Origin of the sequence: Pseudoalteromonas sp. T1lg75, assembly GCF_002964705.1 — a bacterium.
In the GTDB taxonomy this organism is placed as follows: domain Bacteria; phylum Pseudomonadota; class Gammaproteobacteria; order Enterobacterales; family Alteromonadaceae; genus Pseudoalteromonas.
In genome coordinates this window covers 240651-266846 of sequence record NZ_PQCD01000022.1, presented here as the reverse complement: position 1 = coordinate 266846, position 26196 = coordinate 240651, and the positions used below count along the sequence as shown (strand labels likewise).

26 protein-coding genes are annotated in these 26196 nt (G+C 50.0%); 16 read left to right on the top strand and 10 right to left on the bottom strand.

Translation table 11 applies throughout. From position 1 onward, the window contains the following. Positions 1-57: 57 nt before the first annotated feature. Entirely contained in the window at positions 58-858 is an 801-nt protein-coding gene (locus C2M36_RS06580) for a UDP-2,3-diacylglucosamine diphosphatase (RefSeq protein ID WP_105254266.1), read from the bottom strand. Between the two features lie 46 nt (positions 859-904). Here C2M36_RS06580 and C2M36_RS06575 point away from each other — a divergent pair, with 46 nt between their 5' ends. Both C2M36_RS06575 and C2M36_RS06570 read left to right on the top strand, forming a co-directional pair. Next, complete coding sequence (locus tag C2M36_RS06575; protein ID WP_105254236.1) at positions 905-1306, top strand: hypothetical protein; 402 nt, start codon at positions 905-907, stop codon at positions 1304-1306. 80 nt (positions 1307-1386) lie between these two features. After that, positions 1387-1614: a DUF333 domain-containing protein gene (locus C2M36_RS06570; RefSeq protein ID WP_105254235.1), complete on the top strand. Its 228-nt coding sequence runs from the start codon at positions 1387-1389 to the stop codon at positions 1612-1614. A gap of 57 nt (positions 1615-1671) precedes the next feature. Here C2M36_RS06570 and C2M36_RS06565 read toward each other — a convergent pair whose 3' ends face one another. The 4 genes from C2M36_RS06565 to C2M36_RS06550 form a co-directional block, all read right to left on the bottom strand. After that, complete coding sequence (locus C2M36_RS06565) at positions 1672-3393, bottom strand: proline--tRNA ligase (RefSeq protein ID WP_105254234.1); 1722 nt, start codon at positions 3391-3393, stop codon at positions 1672-1674. Between the two features lie 72 nt (positions 3394-3465). After that, positions 3466-4173 (bottom strand): tRNA (N6-threonylcarbamoyladenosine(37)-N6)-methyltransferase TrmO, encoded by a 708-nt coding sequence (gene tsaA / locus C2M36_RS06560; protein ID WP_105254233.1) that lies wholly within the window; start codon positions 4171-4173, stop codon positions 3466-3468. A gap of 113 nt (positions 4174-4286) precedes the next feature. Continuing rightward, positions 4287-4763 carry an acyl-CoA thioesterase gene (locus C2M36_RS06555; RefSeq protein WP_105254232.1) on the bottom strand — a complete coding sequence of 159 codons (477 nt, stop codon included), beginning with the start codon at positions 4761-4763 and terminating at the stop codon, positions 4287-4289. Positions 4764-4871: 108 nt separating this feature from the next. Then, entirely contained in the window at positions 4872-6518 is a 1647-nt protein-coding gene (locus tag C2M36_RS06550) for an electron transfer flavoprotein-ubiquinone oxidoreductase (RefSeq protein ID WP_105254231.1), read from the bottom strand. Between the two features lie 232 nt (positions 6519-6750). On the opposite strand from C2M36_RS06550, the gene C2M36_RS06545 reads away from it, so the two are divergent. Both C2M36_RS06545 and C2M36_RS06540 read left to right on the top strand, forming a co-directional pair. Then, entirely contained in the window at positions 6751-7503 is a 753-nt protein-coding gene (locus C2M36_RS06545) for an electron transfer flavoprotein subunit beta/FixA family protein (protein ID WP_105254230.1), read from the top strand. Then, positions 7500-8426, top strand: coding sequence for an electron transfer flavoprotein subunit alpha/FixB family protein (locus C2M36_RS06540; protein ID WP_105254229.1), 927 nt, complete (start codon positions 7500-7502; stop codon positions 8424-8426). Before C2M36_RS06545 ends, C2M36_RS06540 begins: the two co-directional genes overlap by 4 nt. Positions 8427-8567: 141 nt before the next feature. On the opposite strand, the gene asnS is transcribed toward C2M36_RS06540, so the two are convergent. After that, complete coding sequence (gene asnS / locus C2M36_RS06535; protein ID WP_105254228.1) at positions 8568-9965, bottom strand: asparagine--tRNA ligase; 1398 nt, start codon at positions 9963-9965, stop codon at positions 8568-8570. A 537-nt stretch (positions 9966-10502) separates the two neighbouring features. Here asnS and C2M36_RS06525 point away from each other — a divergent pair. Further along, complete coding sequence (locus C2M36_RS06525) at positions 10503-10934, top strand: ATP-binding protein (RefSeq protein ID WP_105254226.1); 432 nt, start codon at positions 10503-10505, stop codon at positions 10932-10934. 55 nt (positions 10935-10989) lie between these two features. On the opposite strand, the gene C2M36_RS06520 is transcribed toward C2M36_RS06525, so the two are convergent. Next, positions 10990-12327 (bottom strand): KamA family radical SAM protein, encoded by a 1338-nt coding sequence (locus tag C2M36_RS06520; protein ID WP_105254225.1) that lies wholly within the window; start codon positions 12325-12327, stop codon positions 10990-10992. A gap of 183 nt (positions 12328-12510) precedes the next feature. Then, positions 12511-13812 (bottom strand): adenosylmethionine--8-amino-7-oxononanoate transaminase, encoded by a 1302-nt coding sequence (bioA, locus tag C2M36_RS06515; RefSeq protein WP_105254224.1) that lies wholly within the window; start codon positions 13810-13812, stop codon positions 12511-12513. 95 nt (positions 13813-13907) lie between these two features. On the opposite strand from bioA, the gene bioB reads away from it, so the two are divergent. From bioB to htpX, 5 genes are all read left to right on the top strand, one after another. Continuing rightward, entirely contained in the window at positions 13908-14951 is a 1044-nt protein-coding gene (bioB, locus tag C2M36_RS06510; RefSeq protein WP_105254223.1) for a biotin synthase BioB, read from the top strand. Then, positions 14952-16079, top strand: a complete 1128-nt coding sequence (locus tag C2M36_RS06505) for an aminotransferase class I/II-fold pyridoxal phosphate-dependent enzyme (RefSeq protein WP_105254222.1) — start codon at positions 14952-14954, stop codon at positions 16077-16079. Then, entirely contained in the window at positions 16076-16819 is a 744-nt protein-coding gene (locus C2M36_RS06500) for a methyltransferase domain-containing protein (protein ID WP_105254221.1), read from the top strand. The genes C2M36_RS06505 and C2M36_RS06500 overlap by 4 nt, the downstream gene beginning before the upstream one ends. Further along, positions 16816-17496, top strand: a complete 681-nt coding sequence (gene bioD, locus C2M36_RS06495; protein ID WP_105254220.1) for a dethiobiotin synthase — start codon at positions 16816-16818, stop codon at positions 17494-17496. The genes C2M36_RS06500 and bioD overlap by 4 nt, the downstream gene beginning before the upstream one ends. A 185-nt stretch (positions 17497-17681) precedes the next feature. Next, positions 17682-18542: a protease HtpX gene (gene htpX, locus C2M36_RS06490; protein WP_105254219.1), complete on the top strand. Its 861-nt coding sequence runs from the start codon at positions 17682-17684 to the stop codon at positions 18540-18542. A 43-nt stretch (positions 18543-18585) separates the two neighbouring features. Here the strand turns inward: htpX and C2M36_RS06485 are convergent, their stop codons facing one another. After that, complete coding sequence (locus tag C2M36_RS06485) at positions 18586-18792, bottom strand: hypothetical protein (protein ID WP_199883018.1); 207 nt, start codon at positions 18790-18792, stop codon at positions 18586-18588. Positions 18793-18896: 104 nt separating this feature from the next. On the opposite strand from C2M36_RS06485, the gene C2M36_RS06480 reads away from it, so the two are divergent. Further along, on the top strand, positions 18897-19373 hold the full coding sequence (locus C2M36_RS06480; protein WP_158678863.1) for a GNAT family N-acetyltransferase: 477 nt from the start codon (positions 18897-18899) through the stop codon (positions 19371-19373). A 22-nt stretch (positions 19374-19395) separates the two neighbouring features. On the opposite strand, the gene C2M36_RS06475 is transcribed toward C2M36_RS06480, so the two are convergent. Further along, positions 19396-19935 carry a TetR/AcrR family transcriptional regulator gene (locus tag C2M36_RS06475; protein WP_234399107.1) on the bottom strand — a complete coding sequence of 180 codons (540 nt, stop codon included), beginning with the start codon at positions 19933-19935 and terminating at the stop codon, positions 19396-19398. Between the two features lie 85 nt (positions 19936-20020). Here C2M36_RS06475 and C2M36_RS06470 point away from each other — a divergent pair, with 85 nt between their 5' ends. The 5 genes from C2M36_RS06470 (at position 20021) to C2M36_RS06450 (ending at position 26129) form a co-directional block, all read left to right on the top strand. Continuing rightward, positions 20021-20233, top strand: a complete 213-nt coding sequence (locus C2M36_RS06470) for a hypothetical protein (protein WP_105254217.1) — start codon at positions 20021-20023, stop codon at positions 20231-20233. Positions 20234-20414: 181 nt separating this feature from the next. Next, positions 20415-20897: a 5-(carboxyamino)imidazole ribonucleotide mutase gene (gene purE / locus C2M36_RS06465; protein WP_105189681.1), complete on the top strand. Its 483-nt coding sequence runs from the start codon at positions 20415-20417 to the stop codon at positions 20895-20897. 13 nt (positions 20898-20910) lie between these two features. Next, entirely contained in the window at positions 20911-22050 is a 1140-nt protein-coding gene (locus C2M36_RS06460) for a 5-(carboxyamino)imidazole ribonucleotide synthase (protein WP_105254216.1), read from the top strand. Positions 22051-22212: 162 nt separating this feature from the next. After that, positions 22213-23433 carry an endonuclease/exonuclease/phosphatase family protein gene (locus C2M36_RS06455; protein WP_105254215.1) on the top strand — a complete coding sequence of 407 codons (1221 nt, stop codon included), beginning with the start codon at positions 22213-22215 and terminating at the stop codon, positions 23431-23433. Positions 23434-23642: 209 nt separating this feature from the next. Continuing rightward, positions 23643-26129, top strand: coding sequence for a S9 family peptidase (locus tag C2M36_RS06450; protein ID WP_105254214.1), 2487 nt, complete (start codon positions 23643-23645; stop codon positions 26127-26129). Positions 26130-26196 lie beyond the last annotated feature (67 nt).

The window sequence follows — 26196 nt, the reverse complement described above, 5'->3', positions numbered from 1 at the left end:
GTGAGATGCAACCTTGGCCATTTTTGACGGAGCAAATGAGGCCAAGGTAAGGTTAATTTAAGCCGCCTTACTGTTCACTTCGGCAAGGGTGTTGGTTGCCACCACATGTTGTGTATCAGACCAGTGTAGCAGCTCCATGCGACCGTGCTCGTTTTCGACTAGGGCAGTGCAGTTTTCTATCCAATCGCCATCGTTACAATAAATGATGCCATCGCTGATTCGCAGTTGTGGCTGATGGATATGACCACACACGATACCGTCGTACCCTTGGCGCTTGGCTTCATGGATGGCGGCATTTTCAAATGCGGTGATCGCCGCTTGCGCCTTATGCACACGGGCCTTGATCCAGGATGCCAGAGACCAATAACGACCACCATAGAGACGGCGAATACGGTTATGCCAGCGATTCAAAAACAGTAAAAAATCATAGGCGGCATCGCCTGCCACCCGGATCAATCTGTTGTAGCGGGTGGCCGAGTCGAAATCATCGCCATGAAGGATCAAGAAGCGCTTATCATTTTCCGTGGTGTGGACAAACTGGCGATGTACTTCCACCCCCATCAGGGTATCCTGATCGTAACGGCGGAAGGTTTCATCGTGGTTGCCCGGCACATAGATAACGCGGGTTCCTTCATCCACCTTGGCCTTAAGGGATTCGAGGACATGATAATGGCTGGGATGCCAGAAAAATCGGCGTTTCATCGACCACAGATCGACAATATCGCCGACCAGATAAAGTCGGTCGCACTTTATGCTGTTTAAGAAGTCCAATAGATATTGAGCTTTACAGTCTTTATAGCCCAAGTGTACATCTGATATAAAAACTGCTCGGTAGTATGTGCGCTTATTCTTATCCATAATCAGGTTCATCCCAGAGTAATAGAATCCAGCCTAGGAGGCACGAATGACAATAAGAAGTCTAAAAAAAGAACAATCCATGACAATGTTATTGCTGTCATTGTTGTTATTACTAGGGGGATGTAAAAGTACCACGAGCTCAGGTGATGCGTTTGTCGGGGTCGATTTTATCAACCGCACCGGGATGGTGTTGAGGGATGTTAAATTAGCTGTTATTGAGGACATGGCCCACGTGAGTTGCACTCATATCGACAGCAGCGGCCAGTGTGGTACCGGATTCCCGGCGCACAGCTATAATGCCGAACAGTTACGATTGAGCTATTATCAGGGTAAGGACTTTAAAAGCCATGTTTTTAATATCAAGGTGCCCGAAGAGGGAGCCCAGCTTTACCGGGTACAAATTCGTGTCACAGCAACGACACCCGATGTCTCGGTGATAAAACAATAAGCCAATAAATAACAGGTGTTACTCTACTTGCGTTAGCTGCAAAATTTGATGTGGTAAAACCAAGGATTAAGGAGGCACAGATGCGTGCAGTAATAATTCTCGTGTCACTTTGTGTTGTTTGTGCTTGTGAACAACAACAAGCCACCGAGTTGCAGCCCGGTGATATGCGCAATCCGGCGATACGCTTTTGCCTTGAACAAGGCGGTCATTACCTAAGTGAGGGCAGAGCGGCGAACCGGCACCAATATTGTGTCTTGGATGATGGCACTAAGGTTGATATGTGGGAGTTTTATCGCGACTATCAATGACATTAAAAAAGCCAGTCTGAGACTGGCTTTTTTATATTGGCTCGGGCTAAACCAGCCTTATTGCAGTTGCGCCACAATGGCGGCCACGGCCTCGTCGATTTTAAGCATGGTTTTCTCACCGGTACGGCGGTTTTTCAGCTCAACTTCGTCGTTATCCAGATTACGCTCACCAATGACTAGGGTATAAGGCACACCTAGCAGCTCCATGTCGTTAAACATCACGCCCGGACGCTCTTTACGGTCGTCGAATAGTACATCGACACCCGCTGCTTGCAGTTCGCTGTAAAAACGCTCGGCAATATCCGGGATACGGTGTGACTTGTGCATATTCATAGGCACAATCGCGACCTCGAACGGGGCGATATTCTTGGGCCAAATAATGCCGTATTGATCGTTGTTCTGCTCGATGGCAGCGGCAACCACTCGGCTAACACCAATACCGTAACAACCCATGGTCATGGTTTGGTTTTTACCGTCTTCACCCAATACACCGGCGTTCATGGCTTCTGAGTATTTGGTTCCAAGCTGGAAGATATGACCCACTTCGATACCGCGCTTAATGCTCAGTGTACCCTGACCACAGGGGCTAGGATCGCCTTCAACCACGTTACGAATGTCGGCAACTTCATAGTCACTCACATCTCGATCCCAGTTGATACCGCTGTAGTGCACGCCATCGCTGTTGGCACCGGCAACAAAATCGGCCATTACCGCCGCGCTGCGGTCAACAATGATTGGCACAGTCAGGCCAACCGGGCCTAGTGAGCCAGGGCGGGCGCCAATTAGGTTAACAATGTCTTCTTCTTTGGCCATTTCAAGCGGTGAGAACACACCGGCTAGCTTTTCTGCCTTTAGTTCGTTTAGCTCGTGGTCGCCACGCAATACCAGGGCAACTAGGCCGCGCTCGCCTTGCTCGTTTTCTTCGCCATATACGAACAGGGTTTTGACGCCACGGTGAGGTTTCACACCATAGTGCTCTTTTAGTTCGACGATGGTTTTGGCTTTCGGCGTATCGAATTTTTGCAGCTCTTTGCTTGGCTCAGGGCGTGCATCGAGAGGTGCTAGAGCCTCAGCCTTTTCGATATTGGCAGCATAATCGCTGCCGTCGCTGAAGGCGATGGCGTCTTCACCGGATTCGGCTAGAACGTGGAACTCATGCGAGAAGCTGCCGCCAATAGAGCCGGTATCGGCCAATACAGGACGATAATCCAGGCCTAAACGATCAAAGATATTACAGTAGGCCTGGTGCAGTTTTTCATAGGTTTGCGCCAAGCATTCATCGCTTAAGTGGAATGAATAGGCGTCCTTCATCATAAACTCGCGTGAGCGCATGATACCGAAGCGCGGGCGAATTTCATCGCGCACCTTGGTTTGGATCTGGTACAGGGTAATAGGCAACTGCTTATAGCTGCTTATCTCACGGCGAATGCAATCGGTGATCACTTCTTCGTGCGTAGGACCCAAGGCAAACGGACGATTATGACGGTCTTCAATGCGCAGTAGTTCGGGGCCATACTGCTCCCAACGTCCAGACTCCTGCCATAGCTCGGCGGGTTGGATAATGGGCATCAACATTTCGATGGCGCCGGCCTTGTTCATTTCTTCACGAACAATGTTTTCTACTTTTTTAAGTACTTTTACACCGCTCGGAAGCCAGGTGTACAGGCCCGAGGCCAATTTGCGGATCATCCCGGCGCGAAGCATAAGCTGGTGGCTTACCACCTCGGCATCTGAAGGCGTCTCTTTCAAGGTCGCAAGTAAATACTGACTGGTACGCATGAAGGTTCCGTTTTGTTATTAGTAAATAGGTATGGGCGCTAGTTTAGCAGTGCTGCGCCCGTGGGCAAAGCGCTAAAGTGGCGATATTTGCTCGACATGATTATGCTCGCCGTCAACCTGCCAACGAATATTAAAATCATACAGGGTCATGCCGTAACTCTGCGTCCCTTCTTTGTTTTTCTTATAGGCCGGGCGCGGGTCTTGTTGCAGCACCTGGGTAATAAAGGTTTGCAGTTGCAACGCCGGATCAACCGAGGCGATAAAGGTCAGGGCCTGCTCGGAAAAGCTCACCGTCATCTGAGTTTGCGGTCGGGTGTCGGCAAAACCGGCGCTGGCATCGGGCAAGGCATCGGAATAGGGCAGATAGGGCTTGATATCGAGCACCGGGGTGCCATCGAGCAGGTCGACGCCACCGAGTTGTAACGAGACTTGGCCGTTTGCATACTCCACCCCAAGCAATTCCACCGCACTCATGCCGATGGCATTGGGGCGAAACGTGGCGCGGGTGGCAAATACCCCTTTACGTGCGTTGCCGCCTAGACGCGGAGGACGCACCAAGGCGGAATAGCCTTTATCGGCGGTTTCATGAAAGCGAAACAGCACCCAGATGTGGCTAAACTCTTCGATGCCACGGACAAACTCTTCGTGATTAAACTCGCCCGCCAGCACCAGTTGCGCCCGGGCGCTATCCACCAAGCGTGGTTGCCTGGGAATGGCAAACTTTTGTTTATAGGGTGAGCGGATATGGCCGATGGCGTCAATGGCAAAGGATGTGGTCACAGCGGTACTGGCTTAGGTATAAGATTAGCGCGCCAGTGTATCGGCGGTGCCGGCTAAATTCAAGGACAAACAAAGACTAATCCCGGCCCTAGCGAACGGGTTAGGGCTAATCTTTATCCCTTATCCGTGGTTTGGTGCAACAGGTTTTCCGTTTCTATGGCGATTTCTTTCATACGTATGGCATAGGCTTCGAGTCGCTTTTGCTCATCGGTTTTGGCCACAAACTCTGGCACTTCTACCGGGTAGCCGGCTTGATCCATGGCCACGAAGCTGATCACGCAATGATTGGTTTCCACCATATGCTGGGTTTTCGGGTCGCCGCAGCGCACCTGGATAAAGATTTGCATACTGGTTTTGCCGGTATGGGCTATGCTGGCCCGAACCTCGACCAGTTGGCCGACCAGCACGGGGCGGCGGAACTTTACGCCAGCCACAGACACGGTGACGCAATAATGGCCGCTCCAACCGGCGGCACAGGCGTACCCGGCCTGATCTATCCATTTCATTACTACACCGCCATGCACCTTACCACCGAAGTTGACGTCGGTAGGTTCGGCTAAAAAGCGAAAGGTCACTGATTGTTGTGGCATTGGTCTTCCCCGCTGCGTGCATAGTTACTACTAGTATAGTAATCGTCTGAATTTACGCACAAAAAAGGGGCTGACGCCCCAGTTGCAACTTAGGATATAGAGATAATATTACATATTTGGATAGTTTGGACCGCCGGCACCTTCCGGTGTCACCCAGGTGATGTTCTGGCTGGGGTCTTTAATATCACAGGTTTTACAGTGCACGCAGTTTTGCGCATTGATCACAAACTTAGGCTCGCCTTCGGTGTTATCCACCTCATAAACACCCGCCGGGCAATAACGCTGGGCCGGCTCATCAAAGCGCGCTAGGTTCACCTTAATGGGAATGCTGGCATCTTTGAGTTTAAGGTGACAAGGCTGCGACTCTTCATGGTTGGTATTAGACAAAAATACCGACGACAATTTATCGAAGCTGAGCTGACCATCCGGTTTTGGATAGTCGATTTTTGGTGCCTGAGAAGCTGGTAGCAAGGTGGCATAGTCCGGCGTATTGTCCTTAAAGGTGAAGGGCAATTTACCAGCAAACAGATTTTGATCTAGGGTGTTATAGGCGCCACCGAAGAACTTACCTAGCTTGTGCATGGCCGGGCCAAAGTTACGTGAGCGGTACAGTTCATCATACAGCCAAGACGCTTCAAAGCGCTCTGCAAAGTCAGCCAGATCCGTATGTTGTTGGTCTGCTTTAAGCGCAGCAAAAATACTTTCTGCGGCTAACATACCTGATTTCATCGCCGTGTGGTTACCCTTGATCTTGGCGAAGTTCAAGGTGCCGGCGTCACAGCCTACCAACAAACCACCCGGGAAGTGCATCTTAGGTAAAGAGTGCAGGCCGCCTTTGGCAATGGCGCGGGCACCGTAAGCAAGGCGCTTTCCGCCGCTAAGCACATCGGCAAACACTGGATGGTGCTTCATGCGTTGGAATTCATCGAACGGGCTTAGGTGTGGGTTTGAGTAGTTCAAATCCACGATTAAACCGACCACCACCTGATTGTCCTCACTGTGATACATAAAGGCACCGCCGCTGGTATCACCGGATAAAGGCCAACCTGTACCATGGACGACTTTACCTTGCTGATGTTTCTCCGCATCGATCTGCCAAATTTCCTTAAAGCCGATACCGTAATGTTGCACCGAGCTGTTTGCATCCAGGGCAAATTGATTGATTAGTTGCTTACCCAAGTGACCACGACAGCCTTCGGCAAATACGGTGTACTTGGCGCGCAGTTCCATGCCCGGCATATAGCCCGGCTTTTCATTACCGTCTTTGTCCAGACCCATATCGCCGGTAATAATGCCTTTGACCGTATCGTCTTCGATGATCAGCTCATGGGCGCTGAAGCCTGGGAAGATTTCCACCCCAAGCTGCTCTGCCTGTTCGGCCAAGAAGCGACAGACATTACCCATAGAGACGATATAGTTGCCGTTATTATGGAAGGTTTTAGGAACCATAAAGTGGGGTAGGGTTTTGGCGCTTTTCTCGTCGCTAAACCACAAGATCTCATCCTCGGTCACTGCTGTGTTGACTGGGGCGCCGAGTTCTTTCCAATTCGGAAGTAGTTCATCGAGGGCCTTGGTTTCAAATACCGCGCCGGAGAGGATATGAGCACCGACTTCCGAGCCTTTCTCCACCACGCATATCATTAGTTCTTGTTGTTGTTCTTGTGCAAGCTGCGCAAGTTTAATGGCGCTGGCAAGGCCGCTAGGCCCTGCGCCTACGATCACCACGTCAAATTCCATGGTCTCACGTTCTACCATAATAATCCCCTGCTATTGATGACGGTCAAAGTGTTACGAAATGCAAATTAATCGTTACACAAAAGATAGTGCTCCAAGGTTATTTTAGGTTGACGTTTACGTCAACAGGAAGTACGCTGATTTCATCAAAATAAATAAGTTTACGTTAACGTCAGGTTGTGGTGTCAAAATAGTGAACATGCAGGCTTTAGCCTCCTAAACCCACTTTCCTGCGTCTCTACTAGGAGCATATATGAAAGTATTAGTGCCCATTAAACGTGTAATCGATTACAACGTAAAAGTACGCGTTAAGGCCGATAACAGTGATGTGGATTTGGCCAATGTGAAAATGGCGATGAACCCATTTTGTGAAATTGCCATTGAAGAAGCGATACGTTTAAAAGAAGCGGGCAAGGCGACGGAAGTCGTTGCGGTAACCATAGGTGACAAATCGGCGCAGGAGCAGCTGCGTACGGCATTAGCACTGGGTGCCGATAGCGCTATTCATATCGAAAGTGAAGATAAGCTGGACTCACTGCATGTGGCCAAGTTGCTTGATAAGGTGATTGATGAACAGCAACAGGATCTTGTGATCCTTGGTAAGCAAAGTATTGATGCCGATAATAACCAAACAGGTCAAATGCTGGCCGCGTTACGCGGTTGGCCGCAAGGCACCTTCGCCTCAAAAGTAGAATTGAATGATGGCAAGGTTAATGTGACCCGTGAAGTCGATGGTGGTTTGCAAACAGTGGCACTCACACTGCCGGCAATCGTGACAACCGATCTACGTTTGAATGAGCCTCGTTATGCTTCATTGCCGAACATCATGAAGGCAAAACGTAAGCCGTTGGACGTTAAAAATGCCGCAGACATGGGCGTTGACCTTACTCCTCGCGTGCAGTTGGTGAGCGTAGAAGAGCCAAGCCAACGTCAAGGTGGTGTGATCGTTGAAGACGTAGCAACCTTAGTCAGTAAATTGAAGAATGAAGCGAAGGTGGTGTCATGAAATCATTAGTAATTGCTGAACACGAATACGGTCATCTTAAGCCTGAAACGGCGAAAACAGTGCATGCGGCTGCCAAAGTGGGCGCCGATATCGATCTGCTGCTTATCGGTGAAGGCCTAGAGGGCGCGGCGCAGGAAGCGAGCACCATCAGTGGCGTAAGCCGCGTTTTGGTAGCCGATAGCGCCGAATATGCACATCAGCTAGCAGAAAACTGTGCCGACCTAGTAGTTAAGCTAAGCGCCGATTACAGCCATATCTTCGCCAGCGCCACCACCACGGGCAAAAACATGATGCCACGTGTTGCTGCGCTACTGGATAAAGCACAGGTATCGGACATTATTGATGTAATCGACGCCGAAACTTTTAAGCGTCCGATTTATGCTGGTAACGCCATTGCCACAGTAAAATCTCTGGAATCCCAACACATCATTACCGTACGTGCCAGTGCGTTTGATATTGCCGAGCAGGGCGGTGCTGCACCGATTGAAGCCATTGCCGATGTGATTGCTTCTAGCAACAGTGAGTTCGTCTCTAAAGAGCAGACCGAATCTGAGCGTCCAGAGCTTACCGCTGCCGATGTGATCATCTCAGGTGGTCGTGGTATGCAAAATGGTGAAAACTTTAAGCTGCTTGAAGGCATTGCCGATAAACTCGGTGCCGCCATCGGTGCGTCACGTGCCGCGGTAGACGCCGGTTTTGTGCCTAACGATATGCAGGTAGGTCAAACGGGTAAAATCGTTGCCCCTAACCTCTACATTGCCGTGGGTATTAGCGGTGCCATTCAGCACCTTGCAGGCATGAAAGACTCGAAAGTGATCGTTGCCATCAATAAGGACCCCGAAGCACCAATCTTCCAGGTAGCCGATTATGGTTTGGTTGCGGATCTATTCGATGTGCTGCCTGAGCTGGAAGCCGCTCTGTAATAGACTAGCTTAGTGAAGAAAAGCCGCTTTAATAGCGGCTTTTTTTGGCTCGTTAATTCATGCGCGTTCAATAGAACGGCAATAAAAAAACCGCTCAATGAGCGGTTTTTCTGTGTTTGCTATCTGGCTAGGCACTTAAACTTAGTAAGTGGCGCTGCCCTTAGTGCGCGGGAAGGCGATAACGTCACGGACGTTGCCCATACCGGTTACATAGGCAACCAGACGCTCAAAGCCCAGACCGAAACCTGAGTGCGGCACTGTGCCATAACGGCGCAGGTCACGATACCAGCTGTAGTCTTCTTTATTTAGACCCATTTCTTCAAGACGGGCATCAAGTACATCCAAACGCTCTTCACGCTGTGAACCACCGATGATCTCACCGATACCTGGAGCTACCACGTCCATGGCCGCCACGGTTTTGCCGTCTTCGTTTTGACGCATATAGAAGGCCTTGATATCGCGAGGGTAGTTTTTGATAACTACCGGTGCTTTAAAGTGCTCTTCGGCCAGGTAACGCTCGTGCTCTGATTGTAGATCAACACCCCACTCAACAGGGAACTCGAACTTCTTGCCGCATTGTTTAAGGATTTCGATGGCGTCTGTGTAGTCCACCTGGGCGAAATCCTTGCTCACGAATTCTTCTAAACGTGTAATGGCGGTTTTCTCAATGCGCTGGGCAAAGAATTCCATATCATCACGACGCTCTTCAAGCACGGCGGCAAATACATACTTCAGCATGTCTTCGGCCAGCTTGGCGATATCGTTAAGGTCGGCAAACGCCACTTCCGGCTCAACCATCCAGAACTCCGCCAGGTGGCGCGAGGTGTTCGAGTTTTCGGCACGGAAGGTAGGACCAAAGGTGTAGATTTTAGATAGCGCGCTGGCGTAAGTTTCGCCATTCAACTGGCCCGATACGGTTAGAAAGGCTTCTTTACCGAAGAAATCCTGGCTGTAATCAATATCGCCTTTATCGGTTAGCGGTAAGTTCTGCATATCAAGGGTCGACACGCGGAACATTTCACCGGCGCCTTCACAGTCGCTGGCGGTGATGATAGGCGTACTGATCCACATATAACCACGCTCATGGAAGAAGCGGTGAATCGCTTGCGATAAACAGTTACGCACGCGCGTTACGGCGCCAATCACATTGGTACGCGGACGCAGGTGAGCATGCTCGCGCAAATATTCGATGCTGTGACGCTTGGCCGCCATTGGGTAGGTGTCCGGGTTTTCAACCCAGCCAATTACCTCTACGGTTTCTGCTTGGATTTCATAAGCCTGGCCCTGGCCAGCTGAGGCAACCAGCTTACCTGTGACAGAGACAGAGCAACCAGCGGTTAAGCGAGTGATTTCATCATAATTATTAAGCGAATTGGGCACGACCGCTTGAATAGGATCAAAACTCGAACCGTCATGAACGGCTAAAAACGAAATACCTGCTTTTGAATCGCGACGTGTACGCACCCAGCCTTTAATGGTGACCTGGCTGTCCACGGCAACGGCGCCTTTTAATAGCTCGGCGATTGCTGTATGGCTCATTTTCACTCCAATGATTACTATTGCCCAAAGTGCTTAGCCTCTTACTAAGCAGCTTTATTATGATGTAAGTTAAGAGGCCTATCTTAACCGTGTTCGGGTGAGAAAAAAACTCTCAATTACGCTCTTAGCCGGTTAATTGCTGAAAATTGGGTGAAAATTAACCTAAACTCAAATTGACGTTGATTATAAAAGGCAAACGCATATGTTACGAGGCGATAGGGTGGGTCCATTTGTGTTGGTCGGCTGGTGTGCGACGCTGGGATGGAGCGTATTTGTGCTGGTTTTGATACTGATCCATTACGGTCGTCCCGAGCAGGATTTTGGCTTGTGGCGTTACCTGGGAGTGCAAACTCGGGATTTTTGGCTTATAAATGCAAAAAATTCCGCTTTATTACTACTTGGGCTGTGCAGTCTGTGCGCAGTTTGTGGCATTATAAGAGCCAGAAAGATAAATAAAATGATGCATCTAGCGCCTCTATCTTTAATCGCCTTGGCGTTTTTATGCATCAGCTTCACGCTAGCCTTAGTGAGTAGTTAATGAAACAAGTGTTTATTTTGCGCGGTTTGCCCGGCAGTGGTAAAACCCATTACGCGCTCAATCTCGCCGACGACCTGGTTGCCGGCGATACCAGTCAATATGTAATTTGTAGTACCGACGACTACTTTGTCGGCGCCGAAGGGTATCAGTTTGATAAACATAAACTGCCCGAATATCACAACCTAAACTTGGCACGTTTTATCAAAGCCCTGAGCGAGGGGATCCCCCTGGTGATCGCCGATAACACCAATATTAAGAAATGGGAATTCGTAGCCTATATGGAAGCCGCTCATGCCTTGGGTTATCAGGTCAAAGAGGTGATTGTTGGTGAGGTCAAAGACAAGGCCATGCAACATTTATATGCCCAGCGTAATACCCATAATGTGGCGCTGCGCACCATAGCAAAAATGGCCTATCAGTTTGAATGGTAGTTATTGCTTCGGCAAATAAAAAATCCCGCTTAATGCGGGATTTTTTTTAATGGCCTTACATGGCGTTGTATTCGTCTTCCCAGAAGAACTTCTCTTCGCCGAAGGCCGGTTTAAGATCATCAAGCCAGGTCGCCGTTTCATCGTATTTGGCAAAGAAAGGACGTTGTACCCAGTCCGGATTACGAGCCTGGATGAAGCGCAGCACGAACACCTTTTCCCCGGCTATTTCGCTCACACCCGATACTTCGACCTTACCTGGGCCAGCACTCATAGACGGGCCACGAACGGTGCGACTTACTCCAGAGATCTGCTTATAAGCTTCGCGGAAGGTTTCCCAGGTCTTATACAGGGGCAACTCAAAGTAGCGTTTTGCACCCGTATCGCGCTCGATAAACATATAGTAGGGGATCATGCCAAGCTGGGTTTGCTCTTTCCACATCTCGGCCCACATATTGGGATCGGTGTTGATGTTATTGAGCAGTGGCGCCTGGGTACGAATTTGTGCCCCGGTTTTACGGATTAAGGCGATGGCTTCGCGGGTGGCCGGACTGCGCAGCTCTTGCTTATGATTTATATGAGCCATAATGGACACATGCTTTCCGGCATCGACTAATTCTTTTATTAGGGCCAGTAAGTCCTGCGCGTCTGGGTCGGTCAGGTATCGGTATGGCCAAAAGGTCAATGACTTGGTGCCGATACGAATAGTACGAATATGATCAAATTCGGGCTCTTTTAACTTTTCAAGATAACCACGCAGTTTGACCGTACGCATAACCATGGGATCGCCGCCGGTCATCAGTAGGTCGGTTACTTCGGTATGCTCGCGCAAATAACCGTGCAGCAGTTCGGTATCGTTGTTGTTAAAGCGTGTCGCTTTACCTACAAACTGCGCCCAGCGGAAGCAAAAGGTGCAGTAAGAGTGGCAATACTGGCCCTGAGATGGAAAAAACAGGACGGTTTCTTTGTATTTATGCTGGATACCCTCGACGCGCTCGCCATCCAGTTCGGGCACGTTTTTTTCCATTTGTCCGGCGGGATGCGGGTTCAACTTTAAGCGAATTTCCTGGGCCAGAGTCATTACTTCTTCGGCACTGGGGTTGCTTCTATGCAGCGCCGCCATTTTTTCGTATGACTCGTCATCAAGCATACCGCGTTGAGGGAAGGTCAATTGAAAGACGGGATCATTGGGGACCTTATCCCAATCAATTAATTCTTCAATGACAAAATTATTGACGCGGAAAGGGAATACGCTTGCGACCACCTTCATTTCAAAGCGCATATGCTCCGGCAGTTGGTGCAAAGCCTCAATTTTATCGATTTGGCGATGTTGATACACGGTAAACCTCGGTGGTACAAAGGCCTCCGCTGGCTGGATCTGAACGTGTTGCTGCATAGAAAGTCACTTGCTTATTGAAAAGTTTGGTACTCTAACAAAAAGCAAGGGGGGATTCCTAGTGTAATCCGGGAAGTATGCGGCAAATTTCACCGTAAAAGCGTCTTTTATTCACTTTTACGGTGATTTGATTGCTTTGTGCGCAAACTAATAAAGTGGCCGCTAGGTTATTAGCCCTTTGAACTAATAATGTTTTTCGGCAATAGCCTGGTAGATGGCCTGGCACAGGGTGTCGATATCCTGCTTCGAACTGACAAACGGCGGCATAAGATAGATGAGTTTACCGAAGGGTCGGATCCACACCCCTTGCGCTACGAAAAAGCGCTGAATTTTAGCCACATCGACGTTGGTATCCAGCTCTACCACACCAATAGCGCCCAAAGTGCGCACCGAAGCCACGGCGTCTAGCTCCGTGCAGCGCGTGAGTTGTTGTAACCAGAGATTGATATTGCCGACTTGTTGCTGCCAATCGTTCTCTAGCAATAAGCTTAGGCTGGCGTTCGCCACTGCGCAGGCGAGGGGGTTGCCCATAAAGGTGGGGCCATGCATTAAGACACCGGCTTCACCACTACAAATACCGCGCGCGACTTTATGGCTGGTTAGGGTGGCGGCTAAGGTCATATAGCCACCGGTCAAGGCCTTGCCCACACACATGATATCCGGGCAGATATCCGCATGTTCGACGGCGAAAAGCTTGCCGGTACGGCCAAATCCTGTGGCGATTTCGTCACAGATCAGCAGTACATCGTATTGGTCGCACAGGGCGCGTACGGTTTTTAGATAGTGCGGGTGGTAAAAGTTCATGCCGCCGGCATTTTGCACTATGGGCTCGATGATAAAGGCGGCAACGTCTTGATGATGCTCGGCAAAGTAATGCGCCAATTGCTCGGCTTCTTGCTCGTCAAAGTCGCCATTAAAGGCACTGACCGGCTGCGGAACAAAGATTTGCTCGGGTAGGAAGCCGCGATACATGCTGTGCATGGAATTAACCGGATCGCAGACGCTCATTGCCGCAAAGGTATCGCCATGATAGCCCTTTCGGGGAGTCATAATTTTATGCTTTTGTTTATGACCCTGACTGAACCAATACTGCAGCGCCATTTTGATCGCCACTTCAACACTGACCGAGCCACCGTCTGCCAGAAACACCTTATCCAGAGGCGCTGGGGTCATAGCGATCAGCTTTTTACACAGATCCACGGCCGGCGCATGGGTAATACCACCAAACATCAAATGGCTCATTTTTTCGCTTTGCTCTTGCAGTGCGCGATTTAAGCTTGGGTGATTGTAGCCATGCAATGCGCTCCACCATGAGGCCATGCCATCGACCAAACTCTCGCCGCTGGCTAAGTGTAAGCGAGTACCGCGGGCATGGCTGACCGGATAGTTGGGCAGGGGTTTGAGCATGGAGGTATAGGGGTGCCAAATATGGTCACGGTCAAATTCGACATCAATGGGATTTGTTTCTGTATAATTATTGTCCATAGGTAAACTTTAAACATTGCACTGGCGTTGACAATACTAAGGCAACTCGTAGACTGATACAAAATAAGTTTACCGTCGATAATAAAGAGAACCCCATGCAACAGGCCGAAATTCGCCATAACTGGACTCATGAACAAGTAAAAGCCCTTTTTGAAATGCCGTTTAACGATCTACTGTTTAAAGCGGCGAGTATTCATAGGCAGCACTTTAACCCCAATGAGGTTCAGATCTCGACCCTGCTATCGATTAAAACCGGTGCGTGTCCAGAAGACTGCAAATATTGTCCTCAATCCGGCCATTATAAAACCGACTTAGAGCGTGAACGCTTGATGGAAGTGGAAAAGGTGGTTGAGCAGGCCCGTTTAGCAAAACAAAAGGGCGCGACCCGTTTTTGTATGGGCGCCGCGTGGTCCGATCCTAAAGACCGCGATATGCCTTACATCGAGAAAATGGTTCGTGAGGTTAAGGAGCTTGGCCTTGAAACTTGCATGACTCTGGGCATGCTGGATAACGACAAAGCTCACCAATTGCGTGACGCGGGTTTGGATTACTACAACCACAACCTGGATACCTCACCCGAGTATTACCAGCAGATCATCACTACACGTACCTACCAAGACCGTCTAGACACCTTAGACCATGTTCGCGATGCCGGCATGAAGGTGTGTTCGGGCGGTATTGTTGGCATGGGCGAGCAGGCTAAGGACAGATACGGCCTACTGATCCAGCTTGCTAACCTGCCAAAACAGCCGGAAAGTGTGCCGATCAATATGTTGGTAAAGGTGAAGGGAACGCCACTGGAAAATGTTGACGACCTGGATCACTTTGAATTTGTTCGTACCATTGCCGTGGCGCGTATCATGATGCCGAAGAGTTATGTTCGTTTATCTGCCGGTCGTACGGCCATGAACGAGCAGATGCAAAGCATGTGTTTCTTCGCCGGTGCGAACTCGATTTTCTATGGTGACAAGTTACTGACCACGGACAACCCGGAAGCGGATACGGATATGAACCTAATTCGCAAGTTAGGCATGCGTCCGGCTCAGGGCGAAGACTATTCAGATGAAGCCTATGAGGCATCACTGAGCTCGGCGATTGCCGATAAGGCCGAGTCCGAGCTGTTCTACGAAGCAAAATAAATGGCGTTTGACTACATACAAGACGCATTAAATGCAAGGCGGCAGCAACATTTGTTGCGCCGTCGTGTACTGGTAGAAGAAGTCAGTGCCCGCAGCATTCGGGTGCAGGGGAGCGACTACCTTAACTTTGCTTCGAACGACTACCTTGCCCTAGGGGATCTGCCCCTGAATGAGCTAGAGGCCCGTTCCGGTTCTCACAGTTCGCCCTTGGTGACCGGCTATCAGCGCTGTCATCAAGTGTTGGAAAAGCAGTTTTGCGATCTGCTTGGCTACCAAAGCGCCATGCTTTTTCCCAGTGGCTTTAGCGCCAATATCAGTGTGTTAAAAGCCCTGTTTGCCGAGAGTAATGATGGCCTGATAGTGCAGGATAAGCTTAATCATGCCAGCTTGATCGACGGCGGCCTGCAGGCCAACGCCGCCATGCAGCGTTTTAATCACAACAATATGAGCCACTTACAGGCTCGTCTCACTAAGTCTAAAGCTCGAAATAAGCTGGTGGTCAGTGAAGGGGTATTTTCGATGGACGGGGATTGTGCGCCGGTCGGTGAGATTGATGCCCTATGTCGTGCCCATGATGCCTGGTTTATGCTTGATGACGCCCATGGTTTTGGTGTACTCGGTGACGGCTTAGGCTCGGCACTCGAGCGCAAAACCCGTCCGGATATTCTGGTGATCACCTTCGGTAAGGCTCTGGCCAGCAATGGCGCCGTGGTGTTGGCATCTACGTCCGTGATAGAGCTACTGCTGCAGGGCAATAGAGACTACATTTATTCCACCTCTATCTCGCCCATGCAGTGTGCCATTACCGAGCAGCGTTTGACGCAATTGCTTGATGCGAATGTGCAGCGTCAGCAATTGCAACGAAATATCACGTATTTTAGAGAGCGGTGCGCGCAGTCGTCTTTGGCACTAATGGAGTCGCAAACGCCGATACAGCCGCTGATAGTGGGTGACAGCGAAAGCGCTTTGCAGATGCAAACCGATTTACGTGAGCAGGGGATCTGGCTCAGTGCCATTCGCCCGCCTACGGTTGCTCATAATACCGCGCGTTTACGTATCACCTTGACCGCGGCCCATCAAGAGCGGGACATAGACACCCTGGTCAAGGCCCTGGAGTCCTGTCGATGAGCGTGGCGTTAAAGCAACAAACCCAATCGCACTTTTCTAAGGCGGCGTGTCGTTATCAGCATCACGCCCGCGTACAGGCCAGTGCCAGCGAGGTGCTGTTGGCACATCTAGCACTACGGCCATTAGGGCTGTGTTTGGATTTAGGGGCGGGGCCCGGCGTTAACAGTGCGGCCCTTGCGGCACAAAGCGATACTTTGCTAGCCCTTGATTTATCACCCTCGATGCTCGCGCAAATACACACACCTAGCGTTAAGCTCTGCGCCGATATGGATGCGCTTCCTCTGCATGGGAACAGCTTGGACACTGTGTTCAGCAATTTTGCCATGCAGTGGTCCAGTGATTTAAACATCGCCCTGGCCGAGCTTTATCGCGTGCTTAAACCCAAGGGGCGTGCCTACCTGGCCATTGTTGCCGCCGGCTCTTTGGGTGAGGTAAAAACGGCGTTTGCCAGTATAGGGAGAGCGGCGATTAATCACTTCGCTAGCTTTGAAGACATACTAGGTTCAGCGCACAATGCCGGCTTCCAGGTCAATTGGCAGCAGGAGTTGTCCTTGTTTGACACCTATGCAAGTGCCAAGGAAGCCCTAAAAAGCCTGTCTGCCATAGGTGCAAACAGTGCAGAGCAGGGTCACAGGGCACTGAGTAAAGGCGAGTATGCGCAAATATTGCAGTGCCTAGGGGGCGATAACTCAGAGGTTGCCCTCAGTTATAACGTGGTCTTTTTGGAACTTATCAAATGAAGCAATTTTTTATTACCGCCACGGACACGGATGCCGGGAAAACCCATGTGACCAGCCTGTTGCTTAAACTGGCGGTACAACATAAACGCAAGGCCTTAGGCTTTAAACCTATCGCCGCCGGTGCCGAGCAGGCCTTTGGTCGTCTGGTAAACACCGATGCCCTAACGTTAATCGAAAGCGGCAATACTCAGGCTTTGTATGAGCAGGTGAACCCCTTTATTTATGAGCCGCCCATAGCTCCCCATATTGCCGCGGCCCAGCAGGGAGAGCAGATCACCATGGCTAAGCTAAACCGGGCCTATGATGAGATCCGTGCCTTGGACACAGATCTTTTGCTCACCGAGGGGGCCGGTGGTTGGCTGTTACCGATTAACGACCAGGAATTACTCAGTGACTGGGTGGCAGCGGTAAATCTGCCCGTGATCCTGGTGGTGGGCATGAAACTCGGCTGTTTAAATCATGCCTTGTTAACCATGGCTTCTTTACAACAGAGTGGCGTTGAGGTAGCGGGTTGGATTGCCAATCAGGTAGACCCAGAAATGGCACAGTACGATGCTAATCTGGCGACTTTAAAGGCACGTTTGCCGGTACCCATGTTGGCCGAGAGCCCATACAGCGAAGGGACGCCAAAACTGCGCATTCATGGTGCTTTGTTGGATGTGTTGGCGCTGCGCTAGCGCCTCAATACAACCCCGCGCCCTGTAACAACTCTTTACAAATGTTCATAAAACTATCTCTTGATGCCGCCGTAGTTAGCCTATATATAGAACTCATGGCCAGAGTGATGCTATCCATTATGGGTCAAGGTCAACCCTAAGGGAGGACCCCTAATGAATAATCTTACTCGATTGGAGAATGAAGTATGAAACGTGTTGTGCTGTTTTTATTGACCAACCTGGCGGTAATGCTGGTGCTCGGGGTGGTGTTATCGATTATATTTGCCGTATTTGGTATTTCCTCACGCAGCATGGGCGGGATCCTCACGATTGCCGCGGTCTTTGGTTTTGGTGGCGCGTTTATTTCTTTAGCCATGTCTAAATGGATAGCCAAGCGTTCAACCGGCGCCTATGTGATTGAACATGCCCGCACCGATACAGAGCAATGGTTGATGGCTACCGTGGCCGAGCAGGCCCAGCAACGTGGCATTAAAATGCCCGAGGTGGCGATTTACGATAGCCCGGAAATTAACGCTTTTGCTACCGGCCCTTCAAAAAACAATGCCCTGGTCGCGGTGAGCAGCGGTCTGCTCCATAACATGACCAAGGATGAAGCCCAGGCGGTGCTGGCCCATGAGGTTTCGCATGTTGCTAATGGCGATATGGTGACCCTGACACTGATCCAAGGCGTGGTAAATACCTTTGTGATCTTCCTGGCCAAGGTGCTAGCCGGTGTGGTGGATAACTTCCTAAGTGGCAACGAAGAAGAGAGCGGCCCAAGCTGGACGTATTTCTTATTCGATATGCTGTTTCAAATTCTCTTTGGCGTACTGGCATCCGTGGTTGTTGCCTACTTTAGCCGTAAACGTGAATATGCCGCCGACCGCGGTGCTGCCGAGCTAGTGGGCGCCAATAAGATGCGCGCTGCACTGGAGCGCCTAAAAGGCAATCGCGAGTCGCAATTGGAGGGATCAATGATGGCTTTTGGCATTGCCTCGGGGCGCTCAATCGGCGAACTGTTTGCGTCGCACCCGCCGTTGGATGCGCGTATCAACGCATTAAAGTAAAAGTAATAATAAAAAAGGGCCGACAGGCCCTTTTTTATTGATCTTAGCTGCCCGCTTGTTCGCGCGCTTGCTGATTAGGCAGCAGTTGCTCGACGATTTCCCTGGCCGACAGGGTATAACGCACCCCATCGAACATCACCGAGGTATATTCATCGATACCTGTAATCCCCGTTAGCGTCCATCCCTCGCCACGCTGTGGGCAGTACACTGTGGTGGTGGGAGGGACCATGATAAATTGTTCTTGGCTCATGCTGTTGTCATTTTTAAACTTGCCGATAGCGCTAGTTTAAGGCAATAATTCCACAACTCAACCTCCGCTCCTCAAGTTTAATGATTGATTGCCCAGAAGGCTCGGTGACACTGCGTCCTATATGTCACAAAGATGCGCCAGATCTCTATGCGTTACTCACACACCCCGAGGTAGTGCGTTACAACGATTATGCCATGCCCTCAAAACAGCAGGTGCGAGACATTATTCAAGGGGATATTGAGCTCTTTCTAACGGGCGAGGGCGTGCGTATGGCCATCATGCATCAAGGGCAACTGATCGGCAGTTGTGGGATTTATGACGCCCATACCCAGGTGGCAAAACTAGGCTACGAACTTCACCCCTCGTTTTGGGGTAAGGGGTTGATGTATCACGCTTTGTCTTTGCTGCTATCGCACGGGGAGCAATATATGGGAGGGAGGGTGACGGCTGTGGAAGCCCTGGTTCACAGGGACAACCTGCGCAGCATAAGGCTATTACAACGCCTTGGTTTTTCCTTCGTAACAGAAAGCCGCTACCAGCTAATTTGGCACGGCGCGGAACTCAGAACGACCAAGGGTTAGCGCCAAAGCGCAGAGCCGCATTTTATAACAAGGCTATTTTGGCACTCAAACGGCGAACCAGGGTGGAGACATCCGGCCGCTCACTGTTAAGCCCTTCAATCAGGGTCATAAAGTAGCAATCCATCATGGCAGCGGCCCGCACCTCGTCATATTGCCGAGTACCATCGAATAACAGCTTTTTAAACTCTTCCATTTGCGCACTAAAAAACGCGCCTTGCCATACCAAGCCTTGCAATAAAGACTTACTGAATTCGATGTGCTGCAGATAAAACCGATAGAGATGTTGTGCATAGTGGCGCATTTTCAACTTTGGCTGTTCAAACGTATCCTCATGCTTGGCCTTGGCAATTACCTCATCGATGTGCATCAGCATCAGCTGGCGCAGCAAATCATCTTTATTTTCAAAGTGGGTGAATAGGGTGCCGTTGGCAACCTGGGCAGTTTTGGCGATATCGCGTGTAGAAGTAGCTGCAAAACCGCGCTCCTGAAATAATCGCCAGGCCGCACTCATGATACGTTCGCGAGTTAATTGTTTTTTGCTTGTTACTTCTTTATCGCTCACAAAACACCTGTTTTAAAACTAGAAATGAGCGCGCTCAATAATTATAATGAGCGCGCTCAATTTTAAAATCGTTAAGGAAAACAGCATGAAATCAATTACTAACCTTGCCACCTGGGCTTTTGGCTATATCTTATTTATGCCATTTATCATTTTTTATAGTTATATCCTAGGTCCTATACTCAAAGCAATTTTACTGCCTGGCGGCTTAACCCTCTTGACGCTTATTTTAGGCCCCAAAGAGACGCTAAGGGCGTGGCGAGACGCTAACGCATCGGGTCAAAATAGCAAGTCCGGATAACACCATTTTATCCGCCAACTTGGCATGCTTTTTAGCTGGCTTTTTTGTATAATGCGCCGCAACTTATGTTGGCAAATGGCCAACCGCGGTGTGCTGGCGTACCCCTCAAGTCAATTGTGCTTGGCGCCGGCGCGGGTAAACTGCAGTTAAACTAGTATCGTTATTGACCCGAGGAGTAACAATGAAAGTAGGTATTATTATGGGTTCCAAGTCTGATTGGCCCACTATGCAACATGCAGCGGATATGTTGGATAAATTTGGCATTGACTATGAAACCAAGGTGGTATCGGCACACCGTACTCCTCAATTATTGGCAGACTATGCCTCATCGGCTGCCGAGCGTGGCATCAAGGTCATTATCGCCGGTGCCGGCGGTGCGGCTCACCTACCGGGTATGGCTGCTGCCTTCACTTCATTGCCTGTATTAGGCGTACCGGTAAAATCTAAAGCCCTAAACGGTGTTGATTCCTTGCTATCTATTTGCCAAATGCCTAAGGGCGTAGCCGTGGGCACCTTAGCCATTGGTGATCCGGGTGCCGCCAATGCCGGTTTGTTAGCGGCACAAATCTTAGGTTGTCAGCAGCCAGAGTTATTGGCAAAAATCGATGCTTTCCGCAAAGAGCAAACCGATACCGTTTTAGCTAACCCTAACCCAGCTGAATAAGGGGTAGGCTTCAATGAAAATGTTAGTGCTTGGGGCCGGACAGTTAGCGAGAATGATGGCGCTGGTTGGTGCCCCCTTGGATATTCATATCTATGCCTATGATGTAGGGTCAAAGCAGGTCGTTCACCCTGTTACAGGTGAAAATTATGGCTTAACACTGGAGCAGGCGATTGCCGAGAGCGAACGCATTACCGCCGAATTCGAACACATTCCTGCTGATGTATTAGCCCTGTGTGAGCAAAGTGGTAAGTTCTTCCCAGGGAAAGAGGCCATTGCCTGTGGTGGTGATCGTGCCAAAGAGAAAGCCTTGTTGGAGCGTGCCGGTGTTCCGAGCGCACCTTATGTGTTGGTAACCGAGCGCAGCCACTTCGATAAAGCCATCACCGAGTTGTCGTTACCTTTGGTGATTAAAACCTGTCAAGCGGGATACGATGGTAAGGGTCAATGGCGCCTAAAAGACGCCGCGGATGCGGACACTATCTGGGCTGAAATGGTCGAGTTTTTACAAAAGGATGCGCATCACAGCATTATTTGCGAAAAGATGATCCCGTTTGAGCGCGAAGTATCTGTGATTGGTGCCCGAGACCACCAAGGCAACCTGGCCATCTATCCGGTAACCGAAAACGAACATACCAATGGTGTACTGACTCTGTCGGTGGCCGGTTTGGTAAATGACAGTGTGCAGCAGCAAGCCATTGATGCCTATCGCAAATTGGCTAATGAGCTTGACTATGTTGGGGTATTGGCCATTGAGTTCTTCGACGTCGACGGCCAGCTTCTCGTTAACGAAATAGCCCCTCGCGTGCACAACTCAGGGCACTGGACGCAACAGGGTGCCTACAGCTGTCAGTTTGAAAACCATGTGCGTGCCGTAGCCGGTCTTCCTTTAGGCGATACCGAGTTATTGCGCCCAAGTGCGATGATCAATGTGCTGGGTCAGGCGGCTATTCCGGCCGAGGTGCTAAGCGTTGCACAAACCCGTAGCCATTGGTATGGCAAGGGTGTGAAGCCGGGTCGTAAGATGGGTCATATTAATGTCAGTGCAGATACCTTGCATGCTCTGGGTCAGCGCCTGGCAGAGTTAGCAGAGCACCTTCCCGAGGAGCATTATCCTGGGGTTGCAGCCATGGCTCAGCGACTTATTCTAAATTAAGCGATAATTTAGGTGAATCCATAAAAACCGAGCAACTGCTCGGTTTTTTTACCTCTTTTAATTACAAAGTCAAAGCCTTAGCTGCTACCATAATGGCCTTGTACCAATTTTAATAGTTTCATGGGTACAAGCCTTCTTTCGTCAGCTTATATGGAACCCAGTATGAAAGTACAATGTCGGGCTTTTTCTCTTGTCAGCACGTTATTGATCAGCGCTGGCGCTGTGAGCGCCAACACCTCTTCGGCGCTTCAATCTCAGGCCTCACAGTCAGCGCCGAGCATACGCATCGCAACCTTTAATGTGAGTATGGACGGCTCTAATTACAGTAAACACTTTACCTCACTCACCGAGTCTCCATTGCCTCAGTTACTGGCCGAGGGCACTCACCCACAAATCCATAATATTGCGACCATTATTCAGGCCGTGCGCCCGGATGTGATTTTACTCAATGAATTTGATTTCACCGCTGACTGGCAAAAAAATGCAGCGTTATTTCAGCAACATTTCCTCGGCCAGGCTCATGATGAGTATCAGGGAATTAGTTACCAGTACAGCTATGCGGCACCAGTGAATACCGGGGTTGCCAGTGAGTTTGATTTTGATGGGGATGGCAAAAAAAGCGGCATAGCCGGTGATGCCTATGGTTTTGGCTTTTATCCCGGCCAATACGGCATGCTGTTGTTGAGCCGCTTTCCCATCGATAACGAAGCGGTGCGAACCTTCCAACATTTGCCCTGGCATACGCAAACGGGGGCTGTGGGCCCTACACTGAACGGCCAAGCCTTCTATGATCAACAAACCTGGCAGGCCGCACGCCTAAGTTCTAAGTCGTTTTGGGATATTCCATTGACGATTAACGGCCAGCGTTTGCATATTCTCGCTTCGCATCCAACGCCGCCTGTGTTTGACGGCCCGGAAGACAGAAATGGTCTGCGTAATTTTGCTGAGATTAAGCTATTGGCGGACTATATCGCTACGGATGTCCCCGATTACCTTATTGATGACAAGGGTCGCCGCGGCGGTTTACAAGGAGCGGGGCGCTTTGTGATCCTCGGTGATTTAAATGCAGCGCCGCAAGGGCCAAAGGCGCGTCCCGCGGCCATTAATCAGGTCTTAGAGCATCCTAAGGTAGACAGCAGTGTAACGCCTCAGAGCAAAGGCGGTGCCGAGTCGGCAACCGAGTCATACGCCAAGTATTATACCGCCAGTTGGCAGGCTCGCGCCGACTATGTGCTGCCTTCTAAGCAGGGATTACGTGCGCTCGAAGGCGGCGTTTACTGGCCGGCAAAAGGCGAAGCAGGTTATGAATTGGTGCGCGACAGGAGGCTCTCTTCGGACCATCGTCTGGTTTGGCTGGATGTGCAGATACTTACAAATGAATAAACGTAATTGTTCAAATTATGGTCTATATTTATAGGGAACAGGTTCATAGCTTGTTTTATTGCTAGCGCAGAGTTTTGGTCAGCAACACTTGCTGACCTTTTTTTGTGCCGTTATTCGCCTCGTTAAGCGCGTATTTAATCTAAAACACCTGTCTTTATTGTCGAGTTTTTGCTTAAATCTTGGCACCTGCAATTTCAATACTAATAATTATGTTTCATAAAACTGTGCTAGCGGCCACCGTTGCTTCTAGCTTTATCCTCGCGGGCTGTCAAAGTACGGCGTCACAAAGTGATGCTCCGACTAGCCTTGAGTCCAGCACGATTGAAAAACAACAAGTATCGACTCCTGCTAAACCAGGCTCTATTGCCATCACCTTAGAGCAGGCGATGGCCCATCCCGATTGGTTGGGTAATCAGCCCGAAGGTGCATTTTGGCGCGCCGACTCAGGTGCGGTGATCTATAAGCAGAAACAGCAGGGCAATGAACTAAGAGATCATTATGTTCAAGTGCTTGGCGACGATGCAGTCGTGGTGCCTTTAAAAGAGCTTCATACTCTGGGCGCTGACGGTGCGGTCATGAGCAAAGATAAGCGTCTTCAGGCTTATGTTTTTGAAGGGGATATCTTTGTTAAGGACATGGTTAACAATACCCTGATCCAAATTACCAAGACCTCTGCCTTTGAATCTAAGCCACAGTTTTTAAATGATAACTCTTTGGTATACAGAGTCGGCAACCTGTTTATGCAGGTTGATTTAAGCACAGGTCAGCGCAGCGAGCTAGTGAACCTTAAGCTTGAAGACACGCCGGTGAAGGTGAGCGAGCCGACCAGCTACATTGCCAAAGAGCAGCATAAGCTGATCGACTATGTGGCCTTGCAGTTAAAGAATAAAAAAGATGCCGCTGCACGCCAACAAGCGCTGATGGATGAAAATGACTCGGTCATCGATGCCAGTATCTACCTGGGCGAGAACAAGCGCTTAGTGGATGCCCAGCTATCACCGGATGGCACCAAGCTTATTGTGGCCCTAACCGACACCCGCAGCTGGCGTGGTGAAGGCGATATCATGCCTAACTACATCACCGATGATGCCGGTATCGATGCGGTTCCGGCTCGTCGTCGAGTGGCCGATGCCAAGCCGCAGGAAACCGAACTGGTGTATATCGACCTGGACAACAAGCAAAAGTCGACCTTGACCTATAACACCCTGCCAGGTTGGGATGAAGATGTTTTGGCCGAGGTTAAGGCTGAAAACTATGCCCGCGAAGGCAAAAAGTACACATCTGAAAAGAAGCGCCGTGAAATCAATTTGATGATGGACTGGGGCTGGGATCAAAGTGCTATCCAATGGAACAACGCCGGTACTCAGGTCGCGGTGATGCTGGAAGCCTGGGATAACAAAGACCGCTGGATTGCCACCGTTGATTTCAATGGTAAAAAGCTGGTTAATCAGCACCGTTTACATGATGATGCCTGGGTCAACTACACCTTTAATGATTTTGGTTGGTTCAACAACAGTGACACCTTGTACTACCTATCCGAGCAATCGGGTTACAGTCATATCTATACCAAGGCGCTCGATGGTAAGGCGACTCAGCGCACCAGCGGTGCATTTGAGGTGTCTAACCTGACGCTCAGCGACGATGATGCCTACCTGTACTTTAAGGGTAACAAAAAGCACCCGGGTATCTATGAAATCTATCGCCTGGCGTTACAAGGCGGTGAGGTTGAAGCGCTGACCGACCTTAACGGCATGACGGACTATGTACTTAGCCCGGATCAGAGCAAACTGTTGCTGACGCACTCGACCATTATGAATCCACCTGAGCTATTTGTGATGGACGCGGCCCCTAAGGCCGAGGTAACGCAACTGACTCACACGGTATCCGAGCAGTTTAAGGCCACCAAACTAGTAGCGCCGCAAATTGTTGCCGTACCATCAAGCCACGGCGAGCAGCCTGTGTATGCCAAGGTGTATTACCCAAGCGACTACCAAGAAGGTGAAAGCGGTAAGACCCGTAAGGCAGTGATCTTCAACCATGGTGCCGGTTATCTACAAAACTCACACTTTGGTTGGTCCGGTTATTTCCGTGAATTTATGTTCCATTCATTACTGGCCAGTGAAGGCTATGTGGTCATGGATATGGATTACCGGGCATCAAAAGGCTATGGCCGTGACTGGCGTACTGCCATTTATCGTCAGATGGGTACACCGGAGACCCAGGATTTGCTTGACGGTATTCAATGGATGGCTGAGCATGCCAACGTTGATACCGGCGCCGTGGGCACCTATGGTGGCTCATACGGTGGCTTTATGACCTTTATGGCTCTATTCACCGCGCCAGATGCATTCCAAGCCGGTGCTGCACTGCGTCCGGTCAGCGACTGGGCTCATTATAATGCGCCATACACCTCGAACATCCTTAACCATCCGGATGTGGATCCCATCGCCTATGAGCGTAGCTCGCCGATTTATTTCGCCGAGGGCCTACAAAAGCCATTACTGATCAACGCGCCCATGGTGGATGATAATGTGTTCTTCCAGGACGTAGTGCGTCTGGTACAGCGCTTTATCGAGCTGGAAAAAGAAAACTTTGAGACGGCCATCTTCCCTGTGGAGCCGCACGGCTTTATCCAACCTTCAAGCTGGTTAGACGAATACCGTCGTATCCATAAGCTGTTTAAAGAAAACCTATAGTGGTTGAGTGTTAACAGCATAAAAAAGCCCGGGTCTCCCCGGGCTTTTTTTATTTGCTTCTCTAGAT